The following is a 21986-nucleotide window of genomic DNA, read 5'->3' as shown; positions in this document are numbered from 1 at the left end:
TTATTTCTGATCCTGCATGTTCCAGTTACCGATATCTTGGCTCGTGCCGTCACCGCCTTCCTGACCATCAGCACCCAGCGTGAAGATATCAATCTTACCATTTTCACCCGGGTTCAAATATTGATACTCGTTACCCCATGGATCTTTCGGTAAACGCTTGATATATCCTCCATCGCGATACGTTCTCGGCTCTGGCGTGCTTGTCGGTTTATTGACTAATGCCTCCAGTCCCTGATCCGTGGTCGGATAGGTACTGTTATCGAGGTAATACATATCAAGAGAAGACTCCAGCGTCGTGATGTCTGCTATTGCTTTTTGCTTATCAGCCTGATCTTTACTGCCAAGTAGGTTTGGCACAACCAGACTCATCAAAATCCCAATGATCACGACAACAACCATGATCTCTAAAAGGGTAAAACCCTGTTGACGACGTTGCATATAAACGCGCTCCTCCGAAAACAACAAAACATCTGTTGTTAAAAAATAAAATTAAGCCCCAACTAGGCTGTTCATGGCAATCATAGGCATCAATGTTGCCACCACGATGAATAATACGACGCCCGCCATCACCACCATCAGCATCGGCGACAGCACTGCCAACGCAATATTGACCTGTGCTTCAAAATCCTGATCCTGATTGTCTGCTGCACGAGTCAACATTGGTTCAAGCTCGCCGCTTCGCTCTCCACTTGCAATCATATGGAGCATCATTGGAGGAAAAAGTTTCGATTTTTCGAGTGACATTCGAAGACTGGCTCCCTCTCTCACTCTCTCTGACGCCTCAATAATCTGACTTTTCACCCAAGTGTTAGTCATAACATCAGAGGCTACTTTCATTCCCTCAAGAAGCGGAATTGCACTTGATGTGCAAATAGCCAGCGTACGGGCGAACCGAGAGGTATTGAGACCACGTGATACCCTGCCAACAATCGGAAGTACAAGTGTCTTCCTATCCCAGCCAAGACGGCGCCCCTCGTCCTTTAGGGCAAGTTTTGTACCCACTATGATGGTCACAAGCACCAATACCACCAACCATCCCCAGTGAGTCACAAAATCACTGGCTGCAAGCAAGACCTGAGTGATTTGCGGTAACTCTTGCCCCGACTGAGCAAAGTTCCCAACAATGTCAGGCACTATAGTTGCCAGCAAAAATGCCACGATAGCGATAGACACCACGACAAGTACGATGGGATACACCATTGCCTGGATGAGTTTGCTGCGAATCTGTTGGCGATTCTCAACGTAATCAGCAAGACGCTCTAGAACAGGGCCAAGATGGCCAGATTTTTCACCGGCTGCAACCATAGCGCAGAACAATTGGTCAAAAATATGAGGATAGTCACCCAAACTATCGGACAGCGTGTATCCCTCAACAACCCGCGCACGCACGGCCGTCATCATGTTCTTTAATCGGGGCTTTTCTGTCTGCTCTGCAACTGCCTTTAGACATTCCTCTAGCGGCATGGAAGCTTGCACCAGTGTTGCCAGTTGCCGAGTTATCAAAGATAAATCCGTGGTGCTGATGCCACGGTTAAAGCTCAAGCCTTGTTTATTCTTCTTTTGCTCCTTTTCCTGAGTGGCGGTTATCTCAACCGGAACCAACCCCTTGTCACGCAGTATCTGCCTCGCCTGACGGGCTGTATCAGCTTCAAGCACCCCTTTACTGGTTTTGCCTTTGGCATCCAGAGCTTTATATTCAAACGCCGCCACTATGCCTCCTTGGTCACACGCAGTACTTCTTCGAGTGTGGTGATCCCAAGACGCGCCTTACTCAAACCATCATCACGGATGCTGGGTGTTGATGCCCGGACATACTTTTCTATCGACTGCTCGCCTGCTTCGTTATGAATCAGTTCCTGAACCTCATTGTCTACCACTAAGAGCTCATGAATGCCCGTACGACCGCGATATCCTTTCTGGTTACAGCGCTTACAACCCACGGCTCGGTATAGTGTCAAAGGGTCTTTCTCATCGATACCAAACCACTTTTTCTGCTGACTGTCAGCTTCAAAGGGCTCGCGGCAGTTCTGGCATAAGGTGCGCACCAGTCGCTGAGCCAAGACCCCAAGCAGTGAAGATGAAACGAGGAAAGGTTCAATACCTTGGTCACGTAGTCGAGTCACAGCACCGACAGCTGTGTTGGTATGAAGCGTGGAAAGAACGAGGTGTCCCGTAAGCGATGCCTGGACCGCTATCTGTGCTGTCTCCAAATCACGGATCTCACCTACCATCACCACATCCGGGTCCTGACGCAGAATCGCCTTGAGACCCCGGGCAAAGGTCATATCTACCTTGGAGTTAACCTGCGTTTGCCCAATACCATCAATATCAAATTCAATCGGATCCTCTACGGTAAGTATGTTTCTCTCTTCACCGTTCAGACTCTGGAGACCCGCATAGAGCGTGGTTGACTTACCCGACCCCGTGGGACCCGTCACCAGAATAATGCCGTGAGGCGTTTTATCAGCTCCTGGAAAGTGTCATGAATCGTTGAGGTCATACCAAGACTTTCAAGGTCGAGCTGAGTGGCGTTTTTATCGAGTAAACGTAACACCACCCGCTCACCATGCGACGAGGGCATGGTCGATACACGGACATCAACCGCACGGCCACCCAGGCGCAGCGAAATACGACCATCCTGAGGCACCCGCTTTTCAGCGATGTCCAGTTTGGCCATCACCTTGATCCTTGAAACAAGTAATGGAGCCAATTTACGCGCAGGGCTCAGTACTTCGCGCAGCACGCCATCTATGCGAAAGCGAATCGACAATTTCTTCTCAAAGGTTTCAATGTGAATATCTGACGCTGTTTCCTTAATTGCCTCACCAAGCATGGCATTGATCAGCTTGATGATAGGAGCATCATCCTCAGAATCCAGAAGGTCTTCGTTTTGTGGTAATTCTTCAGCCAGCGCGAAAAAATCATCGTCAGAGCCAAGGTCTTCCATCAATTGCTGCGCTTCTGAAGAGTCCCGTTGGTAGAGACGCGTAAGCTTGGCATCAAATTCACTGTCAATTAGCCCTATCGGTGAAAAGGGCATTGAAAGAAACCGTCTTACTTCAACCAAGACCGAAGGCTTGGGCTGCCCACGGTAATACAAAAGCCACCCTTGTTCTGTTCTCTCCACTAACACACCATGCCGCTTAGCAAAGCTAAACGGCAAGCGGGTGACTACGGGGAGAGAAGGTTCGTCAGCCAGTTGCGGGCTGAATTCTACAACCTCGGTATCCATATCCTCTCTACCTCAATTCATTCAGAATCGCTCTGATCTCGGCAGGCAATGTTTTGTTACTACCATAAGATGACAATACGGGAGTTTTTACGCCAGGCATCAGACTCACATCTTCCTGCGCACGCAGGATCTGCTCAGCACGGATGTAGTTATATTTTCGTTGAGTGATTCCGTCAGCAGTAAGACCATCACGAATAATGGTTGGCTTGATAAACAGCATCAGATTGCGCTTTTCACGGGTTGATTTGGTAGACTTGAACAGGTTGCCTAACAGAGGGATATCGCCCAGTAAAGGCACTTTCTGCTCACTTTCAGCCGTTCGCTCATCAACCAAGCCACTCAGTACCAACATCTGACCATCATTAGCCTGCACCGATGTGGTAAGTTGACGCTTGCCGAAGCGAATATCAACAGCACCACTGGCTCCGATGACGTTGGATATCTCTTGCTCGATTTTGAGCTGAATTGAATCACCTTCGTTTATCTGAGGTGTGACTTTCAGCTTGATACCAACATCTTTACGCTCAACGGTTTGGAATGGATTATCGTTGTTTGAGCCCGTTTGTGAGCCAGTTATCACCGGAACTTCTTCACCCACGATAAACGATGCTTCCTCATTGTCGAGTACGGTCAGGTTAGGTGAGGACAGAATATTGGATTCATTGTCAGCAGCAACGGCCGTCACAAGCGCAGTCCAGTCACCAAGCACGGCTGCAGTTACCAATCCATTAATCCCGCCAAGCACCTTGGCCAATGCCGTTCGGTCACCATCTTCAGTGAGCTTTGTGATGTTACCGTCTTTGTCAGTTTGGATTTTTGTTCTACTCTTGGCAGCCTCTTTAGCAGCTATGAAGTTGCTCACCGACGCCCCCGAACTACCAAACTGGATACCACCACCATCCAACGAGCCCCACTGCACGCCTAAATTGGCACCAGTATTGTCCGATATTTCAACGATCAGCGCTTCAATTTGAACCTGTGCACGACGGATATCGAGCTGTGAAATAACATTTTCAAGTGCTCGGAGGATGTCAGGCGGAGCAGTGATCACCAGCGAGTTGGTTCCTTTGTGGGCTGAAATTTTCACGTCAGATTTAGTCGCGGCAGATTTAGCGCCACCTTGTTTTTCAGCAACCAGATTCTCTGATACGCCCTGCAACACCTCAACAACATCTTCTGCCTTTGCATAACGCAGATAAACCACCCGGTTGTTACCGATAGTGGCCATTTCTCGATCAAGTTGTGAAATCAGCTTGCGAATCCTTGCTCTGACTTGAGGTTCGCCCGAAATAAGCACTGAGTTAGTTCGTTCATCAGCAACAAATTGTGGTTGTAACAAAGGAGATGAACTTTTCTCGTTGCCTTTTTTCTTGAGGCTCTCCACAATCCGTACCATTTCTGACGCTGACGCATGTTTCAAAGGTACAACTTCAACTTCTTTGTCACCCGCACGGTCAACCCGCTCGATGATCTCAGCCAACCGGTTAACAACCGCCGCCGACCCAGTAAGCATGATGACGTTAGCAGGTTCATAATGCACCACGTTACCTGCACCAGCATTATCGATGAGCTGACGCAGCAACGGGGATAGCTCACGTACTGATACATTCTTAACAGAAACGACTCGGGTCACTACCGCATCGCCTTTAATTGAGCCATCGCCGACCACGGGTACAGCAGCCTGCTTAGCATCTTTATCGCGGATGACTTTCATCACCCCATTTTCCATTTCGACGACAGCGAAACCGTACACGGCAAGCACATTCAGGAAAAACTGATAATATTGCTCATCATTTAATACGTCATAACTGCGGACATTGACCTTGCCGCGGACTGCGGGATCAACAATGATGGTCCGCTCAAGGTTACGACCGACTATTTCAATGAATTCCTGAATGTCCGTACCCTTGAAGCTAGCACTAAATTCTCCGCCCATAGCGAATGTGCTCTGGAACGCTAAGGCACCAGCCAGAATCCAGGCATTTGGTTTCTTCCAGTATTTCACTTCTTTCTCCACTTCTTAGCGTTTTATAAACTGATGTATACGACGTGCTGTTGACCATTCCGCATAACTGTCAGACTGACTTCAGCGGCATCAGCAAGGTTTTGCCAGATCTGACCCAACTCTGAGGGATTTCGCAGGTCGGCACCATTGAGCTCGACGGCGATATCACCATTTTGTAGTCCTGACGCATCAAAAAAACGTTTATCGCTGCCCGGACCAACCCGGTATCCCAATAATCCTGAACTGTCCGTTGCCTGAGACAAGGTGATGTATTTCAGTAACGCCTGAGGGTTGCTGAGGATCTCTTTTTTTATACTCGATACATCGACGGTATTATTCGCATTTGGAGAGGGTCTTTTACTAGACGACTTTACTGGCCTGGAGGTTGTACTCGCATTTTTTCCAGCGGAATTTTCATCAACACCCGCCAAAATGAGTACCTCATCACGACCATTATTTCGGATAAATACCCTGTCGGGTAACACACGGGCAAGACTGGCTCGTGTTCCCTGAATGACTTCTCCAATGCCATAAGTACTTTGCTGACCACGATTCGCAATAACGGCCAGCCCCTGTGACTCGTCACTTGTCGCCACCACGCCGACAAGCGTCAGATTCAGGCGTGTTTTAGGCGCATCTTTGATAGGTGCCACAACAGGCTTGGACTTGGTGTTGCCCGTGTACCGACCAAAAAAGTTTTGGTTTACGAGAGAAGAAAGCTGATAAGACGCCTCTTTACCCGTTGACTTAGCGGCTACCTGCGCTGCAACAGGTGCAACAAATGTCGTCTGCTCTGGCTGCCACGCTTGCCAGACAAGCCGGCCGAGTATCCACGCAAAGACGACCATCAAAATTACAGTGACAAACGACGCTAAGCGTTTGATGAATTTGTCATTAACCTTACTACTTACGCCAGAAAAGAGGTTATTTACATTTGTATTTACCGCCAACATCTATGTGCATCCAACCCGTCTAATAATTGCAATACGTTGTTTATTAACTGATTACACGTGCCGCGAATTGTCTAATGCTACCTGCACAGATACGGCAAATTCTATCTTGTGCAATCTAACATTTTTTTTCTGCATTCTTACACTTTACTGCGTTTTTTTGCCTGTCATACTGCAATCTGGCCTTGAAAGGTAAACGCTCAGCCCACATATTGCGTTTAACAGTGTGATGCTGATCAAACTACTTTCTTATGTTAAGTTTACTCCTTAGATGAAAAATGGTGGGAAATATTGAAGCCGGATCAAAAAGCCAATGCAAACGATAAGCAAGTCAGACTGGATAAATGGCTGTGGGCAGCACGTTTTTACAAAACGCGCTCACTGGCAAAAACCATGATTGACGGTGGTAAGGTTCACTACAATGGTCAGCGAACTAAAGCCAGTAAGTTTGTCGAAGTGGGGGCAGAGGTTCGTCTTCGGCAGGGACACGACGAAAAAACGGTCGTAATACTTAACGTGAGCGGTCAGCGGCGTGGCGCTCCTGAGGCGCAACTTTTGTATCAGGAAACAGATGACAGCTTGCAAAAAAGAGAACAGCAAAGTCTTGCTCGCAAGCTTCACGCCCACAACCCCAGTCCTGACAGGCGTCCAGACAAAAAACAACGCCGGGACATCATTAAATTCAGACAGACAAACGATTAACGCTGGAGAGCATTTTTCTATGAGCCAAGACAGTTTGCACCGCTATGTGTTTGATGGCGTGTCGGTTCGCGGGGAGCTGGTTCAGCTTTCTGATACCTTTCAGAAAATGGTAGAAACGAAAACCTACCCAGAGCCAGTAAGAGAGCTTCTGGGTCAGATGCTGGCTGCCACCAGCCTTCTCACTGCCACCCTAAAATTTGAAGGTAACATCAGCGTTCAGATACAAGGCGATGGCCCCCTGTCACTCGCCGTGATCAACGGAAACCATGAACAGGTGCTTCGTGGCACTGCCCGCTGGAAAGAAGGCGTTGATATGCCTGAAACGTTGCGTGAGATGGTGGGTAAAGGTCAAATCATCATTACTATAGAGCCCGTTAACGGTGAACGTTATCAGGGTATCGTCGGCCTTGAGGGTGAAACCCTTCAGGAATGCCTAGAAGACTACTTTATGCGCTCTGAGCAGTTGCAGACCCGGTTATGGTTGAAAAGCGGTATTGAAAACGGCAACGTCAAAGCTGCTGGTATGCTGCTGCAAATTCTTCCGGATGGAAAAGGGACAGAAGACGATTTCGAACACTTGGCGCAGTTAACCGAAACTGTGAAAAACGAAGAGTTATTCACTCTTGACGCTCAAGAAGTGCTTTATCGACTATATCATCAGGAAAAAGTAAAACTTTATGAGCCTCAGGCTGTAACTTTTAAATGCTCCTGTTCTCGTGAACGCAGTGCATCTGCTATTGCCGCCATTGAGCGTACAGAAGTAGAGAAAATGGTCGCTGAAATGGGTTCATTGAGTCTTCACTGTGACTACTGCGGTTCAGACTATAGTTTTGATAGTGTTGATATCGCTGCAATTTTTAATGATGCATCAGCTGCACCTGATAGCGTTCACTGATTTTTTGCAAAAAGAATTAACTCGACTCAAAATTACGAAAAGCCGCCTAAAAAGGTGGCTTTTTTTGTGCCTCATCGCACAAAAAACTGAGTGATTTCTTATATTTACCATCAGTTAATTTTGATTAATTAATAATTGTTTATGGGTAGCGAAATCCTGTTACAAGACGGTAAGATATGTGCGCGGGCGCTGGGAGGGATAGTTGTCTCGATTTGCAGCTTGTAAACTTAATTTGCTCTTTTGGGCCATGCGTACCCTACACCACAAATTGGCCTAAAGTTTTAGCAAGGACGATAAAATATAACATCTTACCCAAGGAGCACCTATGACCGTTTCGAACGTCGAACAAAAGGTTGCAGAACAGATAGATCTGTCACGCCACGGTCTTTATGAAGTTGAAGAGATTATTCGTAACCCCTCTTACGAGCAACTCTTTATTGAAGAAACCAAAGCGGGCCTGAGTGGCTACGAGAAAGGTGTGGTGACTGAGCTCGGCGCGGTCTCCGTCGACACAGGTATCTTTACTGGACGCTCTCCGAAAGACAAATACATTGTTAAAGATGACACCACCAAAGACACCCTGTGGTGGTCAGATCAAGGCATTAACGACAACAAACCCATTTCTCAGGATATCTGGGATGACCTCAAATCGCAGGTCTGTGAACAACTGACTGGTAAGCGAGTCTTCGTTGTTGACGGCTACTGCGGCGCCAACCCGGATACTCGGTTAAACATCAGAGTCATCACCGAGGTAGCGTGGCAGGCTCACTTCGTGAAAAACATGTTCATCCGCCCGACCGAACAGGAACTGGAAACCTTCGAGCCAGATTTTGTTGTGATAAACGGCGCAAAATGCGTGAACAAAAACTGGCAGCAGCAAGGCCTAAACTCTGAGAACTTCACCGTGTTCAACCTCACTGAGCGTATGCAGCTCATCGGTGGAACTTGGTACGGCGGTGAAATGAAGAAAGGTATGTTCGCGATGATGAACTACTTCCTTCCACTGCAGGGAATCGCCTCAATGCACTGCTCAGCAAACATGGGCGAAAAAGGTGATGTTGCTGTTTTCTTCGGCTTATCGGGCACAGGCAAAACTACGTTGTCCACTGATCCCAAACGTGAACTTATCGGAGACGACGAACACGGCTGGGACGATGATGGCGTGTTTAACTTCGAAGGGGGGTGCTACGCAAAAACCATCAACCTGTCGAAGGAAGCAGAGCCCGATATCTACAATGCAATTCGCCGTGACGCTCTGCTAGAGAATGTGACAGTGAGGGATGACGGAACGGTTGACTTTGATGATGGCTCCAAAACGGAAAATACCCGAGTCTCCTACCCCCTGTACCACATAGACAATATCGTCAAACCCGTTTCAAAAGGCGGTCACGCCAACAAAGTTATCTTCCTCTCAGCCGACGCTTTCGGTGTTCTCCCTCCGGTATCGAAACTGACACCAGAACAAACCAAGTACCACTTCCTCTCAGGATTTACCGCTAAACTGGCAGGCACTGAACGTGGCATTACAGAACCGACGCCAACATTCTCAGCCTGCTTTGGCAACGCTTTCCTGACCTTGCACCCAACTCAATATGCGGAAGTACTGGTCAAACGTATGGAAGCGTCAAATGCGGAAGCCTACTTGGTTAACACGGGTTGGAACGGCTCAGGCAAGCGGATTTCGATTAAGGACACACGCGGTATTATAGACGCCATTCTAGACGGTTCGATTGACAAAGCTGAGACGAAAAATGTGCCTATTTTTAACCTCAGCGTGCCAACATCACTGCCGGGTGTGAATCCAGCGATCCTCGACCCGCGCGACACATACGAAAACAGCACAGAGTGGGAAGAGAAAGCGACAGATCTTGCTGAGCGCTTTGTTAAAAACTTCGCGAAATACACAGACACTGCAGAAGGTGAAGCACTGGTCAAAGCAGGTCCTCAGCTCTGACATAGTAGCTAACTTCCTTGAAAGCCCCGCTGTATCGGGGCTTTTATTTTATTAACCTCTTCACGCCACCTCTCGATGAAGGTTGAATAGGAACCTTTTTTACGCCAACCTGAACTCATTCATGGATGAAAAGAAACGATTCTTTGTGGGGAAGACTCAGTGGCCATTCGCTTTGTATTAAAACTGATTGCCATATTGGTGATCACGGCTTTGTTGATATCTGGCTCTGTGCTGGCAATCCTGCATACTCAGGCAGGCTTGCCTATGGTGCAACTTTACCTGACTTGGATGACACCTTTTAGGCTGGAAGCCAGAGAAATGACCTACTCGCTCGACAGACCATGGACTTTGACACTGTCGCAGCTTGAGCTGAGAAATAAATCTCAGCCAATAGCAAAAGCTGACTTTCTTTCGGCAACACTGGCTCCGAAGTCTTTGCTGACAGGACCTCTAAAACTTAACAACCTCACCATCAACGGAACAGTGGTTGATAAGCCGCTCTCACTTGACCTCCCGCCGGGACTGGAAATTGATACGCTTGCTATCGAGAACCTTGTCTATTCTAGCCCGACACTTCAACTGTCAAATGCAAAGATACAAACGACCAGATGGAGCGTTGACGCAAATGGTCACCCGAATATTCATGGTGATTTTCAGCTAGAGGCACCCAGTGCAATATGGCATCAACAGACGGTGTCGAAATTACTGGTAAATAGCTTTTATCAGAATAAAAAATGGATTATCAAAGGCCTGTCTTTTGATCTAGAAACTGCATCTGTCTCCGGGCGTGCCGTCTGGTCCCCGGACGAGAACCTGACCATCAATCAACTGACCATCAGTAACGGTAGATTACAATCAGCCAAAAATACGCAGGCACTTCTCAACAATACCCGTTCATTTGCCCGTGCTCATAAGGTTCAGCTCGAGCGATTAGACATATTGGATCTGAGTGCTGATTTTTCAGAGTGGGGAGTTGAACACCTGAACCTATCGGCTTACGACATTGGGTTTGAGAACGATACCGTCTTCTGGCAAACAGGTAAGGGGACACAAATCTCTTTCAACGCGACGTTGCTGCGCTCAGGTGATTACGTGCTGGCAGACGCAATTGCAGAGCTCGCTGTCCGTCCTGATGGTATAGACATCTCAGGTTTGTCAGCGAGATTTCAGGAGGGGTTCATTCGCCTTGCAGGGAGGGCAACGAAAAGTAAACTTGAACTCGACGATGCGCTGCTAAGTGGCGTCAGCCTGACATTTGAGCCTGAGGAAGCAGAAAAAATATATCAGTGGTGGGGCTCACTTGATTCTGTGAATATCGGCCAGCTCACCCTTAAACATCTCGGTCTGGCGGTTTATGACGACAGCTTTCCGATATTTATCGAAGCAGTCAACGTCAGAGGCTCTGAGCTGACGCTCAAACATCAAGGACAGTCTCAGATGTGGCAAGGTGACCTGACAGCCGATGCCGCGCTCGCCAACATCAATCGAGTCGCGTTAATGACCCCTTTCATCAAAATGACAGCAACAGACGGTCTCTGGCAATTACAGCAAGCAACCCTGTCGTTTCGTAAAGGTCAGGGTAATGCAAAAGGCAGTATTGATTTGAAAAGCCCGAGTCAGCAATGGCAGTTCGAGGCACAAGGGCTGGGCATCCCGACGGGGATCTATCAACGCTGGGCTGGGCTTAACCTACCGCTGAGTGGTGAACATGATGTATCACTTTCGCTGTCAGGCCTGGCGACAGACTGGAAGAGCTTTAGTTTCAGTCTGGATGGCTCGCTGAACGCTGAGTTGCACAACAGTGTGTTGACTGTCGACAATGACAGCTCGCTGGAGAACAGCCTTGAATCATTGTTTACCGCGACTCCCCAAAATCATTCGGGATCTGAAGCTAAAACCGTAGCAGTCAGCCCAATAAAGCTTGTCGCAGACAGGGGAAGGATAAAAATGCAATCCGTCACAGTCTCTTCGACGGCAGATGATACGTACAGGATGCGGGCTAACTGGGACTTGGTGAGTCAAAAAGGGGGCATTCGCGTAACACCAGCCCCCAAAAGAGTTCAATCAGGAAACTAACTCTTCCTCATTTTTTGATGGATCATCGTGGTTTTCTGCCGATTTCGGTACCAAGACGAATGTGCCGGTAAAGGTGCCGACGGCAGTCTCGTCACTGAATATGGCGACTTCAAGCTTAACTCTAGCCTTTCTACCTGTTGCCAGACGGTCAAGATCGCCACTTAAACTGTCCAGAGAGACTACAGCACGTGGTTTCTCTGTGATTGGGGCTTTGTAGCGAATGTGACTGTCTGCCAATACGATGTCAGCATTTAGGCGGCGCTCTTTCATCAACAACCACACCATACCCCAGCCAGTCAGTGTTGCCATACTAAAAATACTGCCGGCAAACATGCTGTGGTGGGGGTTCAGGTTAGCATTGAGTAGCGCGGTCAACTCAAACCGATAACCCGTATACTGGCTGATACGGATACCCATTTTGTCACTGATTGGGATCTGACTTTGCCAACGCTGCTGTAACTCTGCACACCACTCCGGTCGCCTCACGACGTCAGAGAGAGGATCGAGTGCCTTAAGCATTTGTTGGTGACGCACAGGGCCTCGCTCTTCACTGAGCTCTCCCTGGCTGTTGAAGCCGTGCTGATTGTAAAATCCCACAGCGTCTTCTCTCGCATTACATACAAGGCGCAATGCACCTTCCTGACGCGCCAGCGACTCCAGCGCCATCAATAGCAGTGCTCCGAGGCCTCGGTTACGATAATCCGGAGTCACCGCCATGTATCGAATCTGACCATCATTTTCAGGCGTCAGATAAAGTCTTCCAACAGCAACAGGCTCTCCTTTGCTATCTACGATCATCCTGTGATGTGCACTCACATCATAGGCATCACGTTCCGACCCCTGAGGCAGATGCCATGGTTCACGCAGCATCTTCCAACGAAACTGATAATAATCTGTCAGCTGCTGATCACTGGTTGGTGTTAACAGTCGGAACATAATTGTCACTCTCCTGGTGTCATTAATCCATTAAACCTGAAGCCAGAACGTCACCGGACCGTCATTGGTCAGGCTGACTTTCATGTCTGCAGCGAAACGTCCTGTTTCGGTCTGCACACCAGATTCCCGGCAGTAGTGCGTAAACACTTCGTAAAGACGGTTTGCTTCGTCTGGCGCTGCGCCGGAAAAGCTGGGCCTCATGCCCTTCTTGGTATCAGCCGCCAGTGTAAACTGCGATACAACCAGCACCTCACCACCAGCCTGTTGTACATTAAGGTTCATTTTTCCTTCCGCGTCCTCAAATACCCGATAGCCGAGTACTTTTTCGTGAAGACGGTGGGCTTTTTTCTCATCATCGCCTTTTTCAACGCCCAATAAGACCAGCAAACCTTTTCCAATGGCTCCAACGGTTTCACCATCGACAACAACCCGTGCGTCACTTACCCGCTGAATCAGCGCAATCATTTGTTTTTGCTCCTATACCCATCTCTGCCATGCTGTCGATAACTCTGTCCATCTTATTTTCACTCTGCTGGCGATGCTGCGGACGCCACATAGATTTCTCGCCAAGTGCTGCCGTTATTTCTGCGCCAAGCAACACAATGCACCAACTGATATAAACCCAAAAGAATAAAATAGGGATCACTGCCAGCGCACCGTATATCAGCTGATAAGAGGGGAAGTTAGCGAGATATACAGCAAATACTTTTTTGCCAAGCTCAAATAACAAGCTGCCCACAATGGCGCCAGCCAGAGCATGAATGACCCGGACCGGCCGGTTTGGCACCAAGGTGTAAAGACCGAGGAAAGCCAGTGTCGTCAGCATAAAAGGTAACAAGCGTAATAATCCCGGTACCAGTTGGTCGGTAACACCGTTTTTAAACACAACCGTTGAGGTAATGTAAGAGCTGACAGCAATACTGGTACCCACCAAAATTGGCCCTAGAGTCAGTACCATCCAGTAAATCGAAAACGATACCACAAGCGGACGTTTTTGTTTGACCCGCCATATATAATTCAGACTCTTATCAATCGAAGAGATCAACGTCAGGGCAACAACAAATAAAAACGAGACGCCTATCGCGGTCATTTTTCCAGCATTGGCGACAAACTGATTCAGATATGTCTCAAGCACTTCTCCTGAAGCAGGAACAAAGTTGGTGATCACAAATTTCTGAACGGCCTGCGCCACACCGTCATATACAGGAAACGCTGACAAAGCAGACAATAAAACAGTAAGAAGAGGCACCAGAGATAATAGGGTGACATAGGCCATGTAGCCAGCATTGACGGTCAGCCTGTCATGGCTGAGACGCAGGCGTAAATGGTGGCTAAAAGCCAGTGATATTTGTAGCCATCTGTGTAAGGCTTCTTTCTGGATGATCACAACACCTATCATTGAGTTGGGGATTGGACCCTCATCATACACCAAAACAATAAGGAGAATTGTGTGCGTAATTTAGCCATTGGTATCTTACTTCTCGGCCTTGCTGGCTGTGAGTCAACCTATTATTCGACACTGGAGAAAGTCGGTATTCACAAACGGGATATTATGGCAGACCGGGTTGAGGAAGCCTCAGAGGCGCAGCAGGACGCGCAGGAGACCTTTACTGATGCACTGACATCTTTCTCTGAACTGACCCAGTTTAACGGTGGAGAACTTGAGCAGGTTTATAACTCACTCAATGACAAGTACGAAGCCAGTGAGAGTGCAGCCAAGCAGGTGAGTAGTCGTATTGAAGCCGTCGAAGGCGTCTCTGAGGCACTGTTTGCGGAATGGGAAGATGAACTCGAGCTCTACTCCAGCGCGCGCTTGCGTCAGGACAGTCAGAAGAAACTGAAAATGACCCGACGCAGTTACCAGCAAATGCTCAGTGCCATGCGCAAAGCTGAGAAAAAGATGACTCCGGTACTGGATACGCTGAGAGACAATACCCTGTTTTTAAAACATAACCTGAACGCTGCGGCAATAGGCTCACTAAAACAGGAGTTTTCTGTCCTTAAGAAAGATATTCGCCTGGCTATCCGTGATATGGAGGTCGCGATTGCAGAGTCAGATCGCTTCCTGAAGACGCTCAAGCAGTAGACGTGATTGACAAATATTGTGGTTTATCGAGAACAACGAGACAGTCCCACTGATAAGCCAGCAAAAACGGGGGATTTAGCGTAGCGTTGAGCCAGTGTAACAGCAGAACTGCTGAAGCCTGAGGAGCTATCCGATGGGAATCATTTCATGGATTTTATCTGGTCTTTTTTTCGGTGTACTGACCAGACTCCTGACACCTGTCAGGCGACCCGACGAGGCCTATATCACCGTGTTGTTGGGAATAGGCGGCGCTGTCACTGCGGGGTGGACCCTATCCCTGCTAAGCCTGACCAGCCCGAAGGAGATGAGTTTTATCGGCCTCACAGCTGCTGTCATCGGTGCCATCATTCCTTTGCTCATCTACGTCAGACACTTTCGTTGACGGCGACACGTAAGCATTCAGAGGACTGTGTTTTTAACCAAGATAAAAAAAGCCTCCAGAGGAGGCTTTTTTACGTCGTCTGACCCATAAGAGATGGGTTAGACAGCTAATGCTTACTTCGCCGCACGGCCTGCGCGTTTACGATCTGTTTCCGTCAGCAGTTTCTTACGAATACGGATGCTTTCAGGCGTCACTTCGACCAGTTCATCGTCATCGATGAATTCCAGTGCCTGTTCAAGGGTATACTTGATAGCAGGAGTCAGTACCTGCGCGTCATCAGTACCTGATGCACGAACGTTAGTCAGCTGCTTACCTTTCAAGCAGTTTACTGTCAGGTCGTTTGAACGGTTGTGGATACCAATCACCTGGCCTTCATAAACTTCATCAGCATGCTCAGCAAACAGACGACCACGCTCCTGAAGGTTAAACAGTGCGTAAGTCAGAGCTTTACCAGTTGCGTTAGAGATCAGTACGCCATTGTTGCGTTGACCAATAGTACCGCCTTTGTGTGGGCCGTAGTGGTCAAAGCTGTGGTAAATCAGACCAGAACCTGAAGTCAGAGTCAAGAACTCAGTCTGGAAGCCAATCAGGCCACGAGAAGGCATCATAAAGTCCATGCGCACACGGCCTTTACCGTCTGGTGACATATCAGTCAGTTCACCTTTTCGCAGACCAATGTTTTCCATGATACCGCCCTGGTGCTCTTCCAGAACGTCGATGGTCACAGTCTCAAACGGCTCCATTTTCTGGCCGTCTTCTTCTTTGATGATAACTTCAGGACGCGATACCGCCAGCTCGAAGCCTTCGCGACGCATGTTTTCAATCAGGATTGAAAGGTGAAGTTCACCACGACCAGATACGCGGAACTTGTCCGGGTCATCAGTTTCTTCAACACGCAGAGCCACGTTATGAACCAGCTCTTTTTGCAGACGCTCAAGGATGTTACGCGACGTCACGTATTTACCTTCTTTACCCGCAAACGGTGAAGTATTCACCTGGAAGGTCATGGTCACTGTCGGCTCATCAACACTCAGTGCAGGCAGCGCTTCAACTGCGTTTACGTCACAGATGGTGTCAGAGATTTTCAGCTCACCCAAACCAGTAACAGCGATGATGTCGCCTGCTGTTGCTTCTTCCACTTCGTGACGCTCAAGGCCAAGATAACCCAGCACTGTACCCACCTTACCGTTGCGGGTCTTACCGTCTGAACCGACAATAGAAACCTGCTGGTTTGGCTTGATAGAACCACGGGTAACACGGCCAACACCGATTACGCCAACGTAAGAGCTGTAGTCGAGCTGAGAGATTTGCATTTGCAGCGAACCTTCAACGTCAACGGATGGCGCAGCAACGTTATCAACGATAGCTTGGAACAGTGGTTCCATATCTTCGCCAGTTTCGCCTTCTTCCAAAGTTGCCCAGCCGTTCAGTGCAGATGCATAAACAACTTGGAAATCCAGTTGTTCATCAGTTGCTCCCAGGTTATCAAACAGGTCAAACACCTGATCCATTACCCAGTCAGGGCGTGCACCCGGACGGTCGATTTTGTTGATAACAACAATTGGCTTCAGACCGTGTGCAAAGGCTTTTTGTGTTACAAAGCGGGTTTGCGGCATTGGGCCGTCAACAGCGTCAACGATCAGCAGCACAGAATCGACCATGGACATGATACGCTCAACTTCACCACCGAAGTCTGCGTGTCCCGGGGTATCAACGATGTTGATGCGGAAATCGTTCCAGTTAATCGCAGTGTTTTTTGCAAGAATGGTAATGCCACGCTCTTTCTCGATATCATTCGAGTCCATGACACGTTCTTCTTGCTCACCACGGGTTTCTAGGGTGCCGGACTGCTGAAGCAGTTTATCAACCAGGGTTGTTTTACCGTGATCAACGTGCGCGATAATCGCGATATTTCTCAATTTATCTATCTGTAACGTAGACATGGGTACTCTTTCACTCAAAAAAGTCTGTCGTTAGCGATCCAAAAATGATTAATCGGATGCCCACCGCCACTTGATTAAAAAAACGGCCGTAATTTAACAGATTTTCGACCAAAACCCACCAACTATGTGAGGCTGGTCTACGGATATTTATCGATTGCCGCGCAAACACCCAGATTTTACTGCGATTTATTGATCAGCAAGTTTCATTCATACGATGGTCACTATGTTCGGCGACCCTAAGAGTATGTTCAGGCTGGCAGGCAATGATCAATGTCACACAGACACACTACATTTGCTCTAAAGTGCCGTGATAGCATTGACAATGTCCGGCTGGCACTGCTGAATGGAGACGGCGCCGAGGAAACCTCCCGCCCGCACTAATTTGGTGCATTTGATGCACCAATATGATGCAATCGGTATGAACCAAAACCATGCATCATCTGTCAAACACAGGCGGAGACTGGCTTTCAGGAACTGGCACGCATTTAGCATTGATGCAATCAACACACGTGGCAGGAGGCACTCGTCGCGTACTAACATTTGACAACGGAGGTTTATTCACATGTCAGCCGAAAACGTTCTCTCCCTTATTCAAGAACACGAAGTAAAATTTGTCGACTTGCGCTTTACCGACACTAAGGGTAAAGAGCAACATGTTTCTATCCCTACCCATCAAATCGATGATGACTTCTTTGAAGAAGGCAAAATGTTTGACGGATCATCTATTGCGGGATGGAAAGGCATTAATGAGTCCGACATGGTACTGATGCCAGATTCAAGCACTGCCGTTCTTGACCCATTTACCGAAGACAGCACTCTGAACATCCGTTGTGACATTCTCGAGCCTGCTACTATGCAAGGCTACGATCGTGACCCACGCTCTATCGCTAAACGCGCTGAAGAATATATGCGCTCTACTGGCGTTGCAGATACCGTACTTATCGGTCCAGAGCCTGAGTTCTTCCTGTTTGACGACGTGAAGTACTCTGTTGATATGTCTGGCGCATCGTACAAAATCGATGACGTTGAAGCATGCTGGAACAGCGGCACAGACTACGAAGGCGGCAACAAAGGCCACCGTCCGGGCGTTAAAGGCGGTTACTTCCCTGTTGCACCGGTTGATTCTTCACAGGACATCCGTAGTGCGATGAGTCTGGTGATGGAAGAGATGGGTCTTGTTGTTGAAGCTCACCACCATGAAGTAGCAACAGCAGGTCAGAACGAGATTGCAACTCGATTCAATACCCTGACGTCAAAAGCAGACGAAATTCAGATTTATAAGTATGTTGTTCACAACGTAGCGCATGCTTTTGGCAAAACTGCAACCTTTATGCCTAAGCCCGTGGTAGGCGATAACGGTTCAGGTATGCACGTTCACCAGTCTCTGGCAAAAGATGGTCAAAACCTGTTTGCTGGTGACAAGTACGGCGGTCTGTCTGAAACTGCGCTTTACTACATCGGCGGTATCATCAAACACGCACGTGCGATCAACGCCTTTGCTAACGCATCAACTAACTCATACAAGCGTCTTGTTCCGGGCTTCGAAGCCCCTGTTATGCTGGCTTACTCAGCGCGCAACCGTTCTGCTTCTATCCGTATTCCGGTTGTACCTAGTCCGAAAGCACGTCGTATCGAAGTTCGTTTTGGTGATCCAACAGCGAACCCTTACCTGTGTTTTGCCGCAATGCTGATGGCAGGCCTTGATGGTATCAAGAACAAGATTCACCCAGGTGATGCAATGGACAAAGACCTGTATGACCTGCCAGCAGAAGAAGCAGCGGAGATCCCAACTGTTGCATCTTCACTGGAGCAGGCTCTGCAAGCGCTGAGTGACGACCGTGACTTCCTGACTTCAGGTGGCGTTTTCACTGACGACTTTATCGACTCTTACATTGGTCTTAAGTCTCAGGACGTTGAGCGTCTGCAAATGACGACTCACCCTGTTGAGTTTGAGCTGTACTACTCAGTATAAAACTTAAGGTCTAAGGTAAAACAAAGCCCGCGAATGCGGGCTTTTTTATTCTGGCGCACACAGAGAGTGGCCACCTGATTTATTCGCACCGCACTGCCACTTAACTGACGCTCTTCTCACTCACAACGCATCAAATTGGCAAGCTAATTGCTTTGTTATAGTAGTAATACATAACGACTCGGCACTGTTAAAAAATGTAACAAAAACAGCAGATTAAATTGAAATCAAATTAAGGTCTGCACAAAAAGACCGCATCGGGTAAACTGAATGCACCAATATGGTGCAATACAGGGATGGTAACGTGGCAACAATGACAGAAACAATTTTAGATAATCTGATCACCGCCGTAATGGTGTTGGATAGTAGCCTCACCGCAGTCTATGCCAACCCGGCAGCTGAACAGCTGTTTTGTCAAAGTGCGCGACGCTTGAAAGAAAAACCATTGCCTCAGCTCCTGCAACATTGCTCGGCTGACCTCAGTCTGATTCGTGACACTCTGACTAACGGACAAGGACTCACGGATAGCGATGTCACTATTGTGATTGATGGAGAGCAACGCAAAGTCGAACTCAGTGCCAGTCCGCTGAGCTGGCAAACTCAGCAAGCGATTTTGCTGGAGATAAAACCGATTGGTCAGCAGCAAAGGATTAGTCAGGAGATATCACAACATGCACAACAACAGGCCGCCAAAGAGTTGGTACGTGGTCTGGCGCATGAAATTAAAAACCCTCTTGGCGGACTGCGCGGCGCGGCCCAGCTAATGGAAAAAATGGTGCCAGATCCTGCTATTAATGAATACACAGGTATCATTATCGAACAGGCTGACAGACTGAGAAACTTGGTCGATCGCCTGCTGGGGCCACAAAAACCCGGAGCCCAAAAAGAACAGAATATCCATGTGGTGTTGGAGAAAGTCCGTCAGCTGGTTCAGTTGGACAAGTCAGACAACGTTGAGATCAAACGGGATTACGATCCCAGTCTGCCAGAGATATTGATTGATGAAGACCAGCTGGTTCAGGCAATTCTCAATGTAGTCAACAATGCCTGTCAGATACTGGCTGATAAGGGTGGAGAAATCCTGCTGCGCACCAGAACCGAGCATCAGGTTCTGCTTCATGGAAAACGTCACCGATTGGTGGCAAAAATAGAAATCATAGATAACGGACCGGGTGTTAAGCCGTCGCTGATAGACACGCTTTTTTATCCCATGGTGACAGGTCGGGCTGGCGGCACTGGACTGGGGTTGTCGATCACACGCAATCTTATTGACCAGCATAGCGGCAAAATCGATGTGATCAGCTGGCCTGGCAATACTGCCTTCACCATTTTTCTGCCGATTCGACGTTAGGGGACCAACATGAGCAAAGGGTTAATCTGGGTAGTAGACGACGATAGCTCCATTCGCTGGGTGCTTGAGAAAACACTGACTGCAGCGGGTATGGCGTGCGAAACGTTCGCCGATGCAGACAGTGTGCTTGAAAATCTTAACCGCAGTGTCCCAGATGTTCTGGTCTCTGATATACGCATGCCCGGCACTGACGGCTTTGAACTATTAAAAAGTCTCCAGCGTGATTACCCTGATTTACCTGTGATCATCATGACCGCGCATTCAGACTTAGATGCAGCTGTCGGTGCTTATCAAAAAGGTGCATTTGAGTACCTGCCAAAACCCTTCGATATTGATGAAGCCGTCACCCTAGTTGACCGTGCCGTCAGTCATAGTCAGGAGCAGAAACGCAAACAACAACCTATTACGCCAGACCAACCTGTACCCGAGATCATTGGCGAAGCACCAGCCATGCAGGAAGTGTTCAGGGCAATTGGCCGACTGTCCCGCTCATCAATTTCGGTTTTAATTAATGGTGAGTCCGGAACGGGTAAAGAATTAGTGGCACAAGCTCTTCATCGCCACAGTCCGAGAGCAAAAAATGCCTTTATCGCACTCAACATGGCAGCCATTCCCCGTGATCTGATTGAATCAGAGCTTTTTGGCCATGAAAAAGGGGCCTTTACCGGCGCCAACACAATCAGGCAGGGACGTTTCGAACAGGCGCATGGCGGCACCCTTTTCCTTGATGAAATTGGTGATATGCCTCTTGAGGTACAGACCCGACTACTGCGGGTACTGGCAGACGGTCAGTTTTACCGCGTTGGCGGACACTCAGCCATTAAGGTCGATGTCAGAATCATTGCTGCAACCCACCAGAACCTAGAGCAGCGAGTCGCAGAGGGAGATTTTAGGGAAGACCTATTTCATCGCCTCAATGTAATCAGGGTTCATTTGCCCTCCCTCAACGAGCGCAGACAAGACATTCCCAAACTCGCCAGTCACTTCCTCAAACTGGCGGCTAAAGAGTTGGGCGTAGAAGAGAAAACACTTCACAAAGAGACAGAAACACTCATTACCGAATTGCAATGGCCGGGCAATGTCAGACAGTTGGAGAATACCTGTCGCTGGCTCACCGTTATGGCCAGCGGTAAAGAGGTGTTACCCGCCGATCTACCCCCTGAATTGGTGAAAAGTGATCCACAAACCGATAAAACAATTGAGGCGGGAAGTTGGCAACAGGCGTTGTCTTCGTGGGCCAGAGAGTCTCTTACCAACGGTAATGAAAACCTCTTACGCGATGCCTTGCCCGAGTTTGAACGTATTTTACTGGACGAGGCACTCCAGCATACCCGGGGACGTAAACAAGAAGCCGCCAAACTGCTGGGATGGGGACGAAACACGCTGACGAGGAAACTGAAGGAGCTTCACCACTCATGATCGTTATTCCAGAGGTGAGTTTTTCATCACCAAAGCGTTGCATTTATCTAGCTTAAATCACACTGGTCATTATACTTGCTTTTCAT

The 21986-nt window shown here is 48.4% G+C and carries 17 protein-coding genes and 1 pseudogene; 9 read left to right on the top strand and 9 right to left on the bottom strand.

The genetic code is table 11. The annotated features are described in order from the left end of the window. The 5 genes and pseudogenes from gspG to gspC form a co-directional block, all read right to left on the bottom strand. Complete coding sequence (gspG, locus tag A8L45_RS10460) at positions 1-438, bottom strand: type II secretion system major pseudopilin GspG (protein ID WP_068901969.1); 438 nt, start codon at positions 436-438, stop codon at positions 1-3. A 51-nt stretch (positions 439-489) separates the two neighbouring features. Further along, positions 490-1710 (bottom strand): type II secretion system inner membrane protein GspF, encoded by a 1221-nt coding sequence (gspF, locus tag A8L45_RS10455; protein WP_068901968.1) that lies wholly within the window; start codon positions 1708-1710, stop codon positions 490-492. Continuing rightward, positions 1710-3199 (bottom strand): annotated as a pseudogene (gene gspE, locus A8L45_RS10450) (type II secretion system ATPase GspE). Before gspE ends, gspF begins: the two are co-directional and overlap by 1 nt. Positions 3200-3239: 40 nt before the next feature. Then, the gene (gene gspD, locus A8L45_RS10445; protein ID WP_068901967.1) at positions 3240-5237 is read right to left on the bottom strand and encodes a type II secretion system secretin GspD; all 1998 of its coding nucleotides are present in this window, start codon (positions 5235-5237) and stop codon (positions 3240-3242) included. A gap of 23 nt (positions 5238-5260) precedes the next feature. Then, positions 5261-6190 carry a type II secretion system protein GspC gene (gene gspC, locus A8L45_RS10440; protein WP_083228292.1) on the bottom strand — a complete coding sequence of 310 codons (930 nt, stop codon included), beginning with the start codon at positions 6188-6190 and terminating at the stop codon, positions 5261-5263. 288 nt (positions 6191-6478) lie between these two features. On the opposite strand from gspC, the gene hslR reads away from it, so the two are divergent. The 4 genes from hslR to A8L45_RS10420 all read left to right on the top strand — a co-directional run bounded on the left by hslR (position 6479) and on the right by A8L45_RS10420 (position 11814). Beyond that, positions 6479-6889, top strand: a complete 411-nt coding sequence (hslR, locus tag A8L45_RS10435; RefSeq protein ID WP_068901965.1) for a ribosome-associated heat shock protein Hsp15 — start codon at positions 6479-6481, stop codon at positions 6887-6889. Positions 6890-6908: 19 nt separating this feature from the next. Continuing rightward, a complete protein-coding gene (gene hslO, locus A8L45_RS10430) occupies positions 6909-7784 on the top strand; it encodes an Hsp33 family molecular chaperone HslO (RefSeq protein WP_068901963.1) in 876 nt (291 codons plus the stop codon). A 325-nt stretch (positions 7785-8109) separates the two neighbouring features. Continuing rightward, a complete protein-coding gene (gene pckA, locus A8L45_RS10425; RefSeq protein ID WP_068901961.1) occupies positions 8110-9738 on the top strand; it encodes a phosphoenolpyruvate carboxykinase (ATP) in 1629 nt (542 codons plus the stop codon). A gap of 159 nt (positions 9739-9897) precedes the next feature. Beyond that, complete coding sequence (locus A8L45_RS10420; protein ID WP_068901959.1) at positions 9898-11814, top strand: AsmA family protein; 1917 nt, start codon at positions 9898-9900, stop codon at positions 11812-11814. Here the strand turns inward: A8L45_RS10420 and A8L45_RS10415 are convergent. Genes A8L45_RS10415 through A8L45_RS10405 form a run of 3 tightly spaced genes read right to left on the bottom strand, consistent with a single transcriptional unit; the run spans position 11803 to position 14149 of the window. Continuing rightward, positions 11803-12750: a bifunctional GNAT family N-acetyltransferase/hotdog fold thioesterase gene (locus A8L45_RS10415; protein WP_068901957.1), complete on the bottom strand. Its 948-nt coding sequence runs from the start codon at positions 12748-12750 to the stop codon at positions 11803-11805. The genes A8L45_RS10420 and A8L45_RS10415 overlap by 12 nt on opposite strands. Positions 12751-12780: 30 nt before the next feature. Continuing rightward, positions 12781-13215: a D-aminoacyl-tRNA deacylase gene (dtd, locus tag A8L45_RS10410; protein WP_068901955.1), complete on the bottom strand. Its 435-nt coding sequence runs from the start codon at positions 13213-13215 to the stop codon at positions 12781-12783. Beyond that, on the bottom strand, positions 13187-14149 hold the full coding sequence (locus tag A8L45_RS10405) for a virulence factor BrkB family protein (protein WP_068901952.1): 963 nt from the start codon (positions 14147-14149) through the stop codon (positions 13187-13189). The genes dtd and A8L45_RS10405 overlap by 29 nt, the downstream gene beginning before the upstream one ends. Before the next feature lie 51 nt (positions 14150-14200). Here A8L45_RS10405 and A8L45_RS10400 point away from each other — a divergent pair, with 51 nt between their 5' ends. Together A8L45_RS10400 and A8L45_RS10395 are read left to right on the top strand one after the other, a co-directional pair. After that, positions 14201-14836, top strand: a complete 636-nt coding sequence (locus A8L45_RS10400; protein WP_068901950.1) for a DUF2959 domain-containing protein — start codon at positions 14201-14203, stop codon at positions 14834-14836. A gap of 133 nt (positions 14837-14969) precedes the next feature. After that, a complete protein-coding gene (locus A8L45_RS10395) occupies positions 14970-15218 on the top strand; it encodes a GlsB/YeaQ/YmgE family stress response membrane protein (protein ID WP_068901948.1) in 249 nt (82 codons plus the stop codon). Positions 15219-15331: 113 nt separating this feature from the next. Here A8L45_RS10395 and typA read toward each other — a convergent pair whose 3' ends face one another. Continuing rightward, positions 15332-17161, bottom strand: coding sequence for a translational GTPase TypA (typA, locus tag A8L45_RS10390; protein WP_068901945.1), 1830 nt, complete (start codon positions 17159-17161; stop codon positions 15332-15334). 562 nt (positions 17162-17723) lie between these two features. Here typA and glnA point away from each other — a divergent pair. The 3 genes from glnA (at position 17724) to glnG (ending at position 21900) form a co-directional block, all read left to right on the top strand. Continuing rightward, on the top strand, positions 17724-19133 hold the full coding sequence (gene glnA / locus A8L45_RS10385) for a glutamate--ammonia ligase (protein ID WP_068901943.1): 1410 nt from the start codon (positions 17724-17726) through the stop codon (positions 19131-19133). A gap of 277 nt (positions 19134-19410) precedes the next feature. Further along, the gene (glnL, locus tag A8L45_RS10380) at positions 19411-20481 is read left to right on the top strand and encodes a nitrogen regulation protein NR(II) (RefSeq protein ID WP_175401967.1); all 1071 of its coding nucleotides are present in this window, start codon (positions 19411-19413) and stop codon (positions 20479-20481) included. 9 nt (positions 20482-20490) lie between these two features. Further along, entirely contained in the window at positions 20491-21900 is a 1410-nt protein-coding gene (glnG, locus tag A8L45_RS10375; RefSeq protein ID WP_068901938.1) for a nitrogen regulation protein NR(I), read from the top strand. Positions 21901-21986: the final 86 nt, after the last annotated feature.

It is taken from the genome of Veronia pacifica (genome assembly GCF_001707825.1).
GTDB lineage: Bacteria > Pseudomonadota > Gammaproteobacteria > Enterobacterales > Vibrionaceae > Veronia > Veronia pacifica.
Note: the sequence above shows the minus strand (reverse complement) of the source record. Positions and strands in the feature narration are given on the sequence as shown.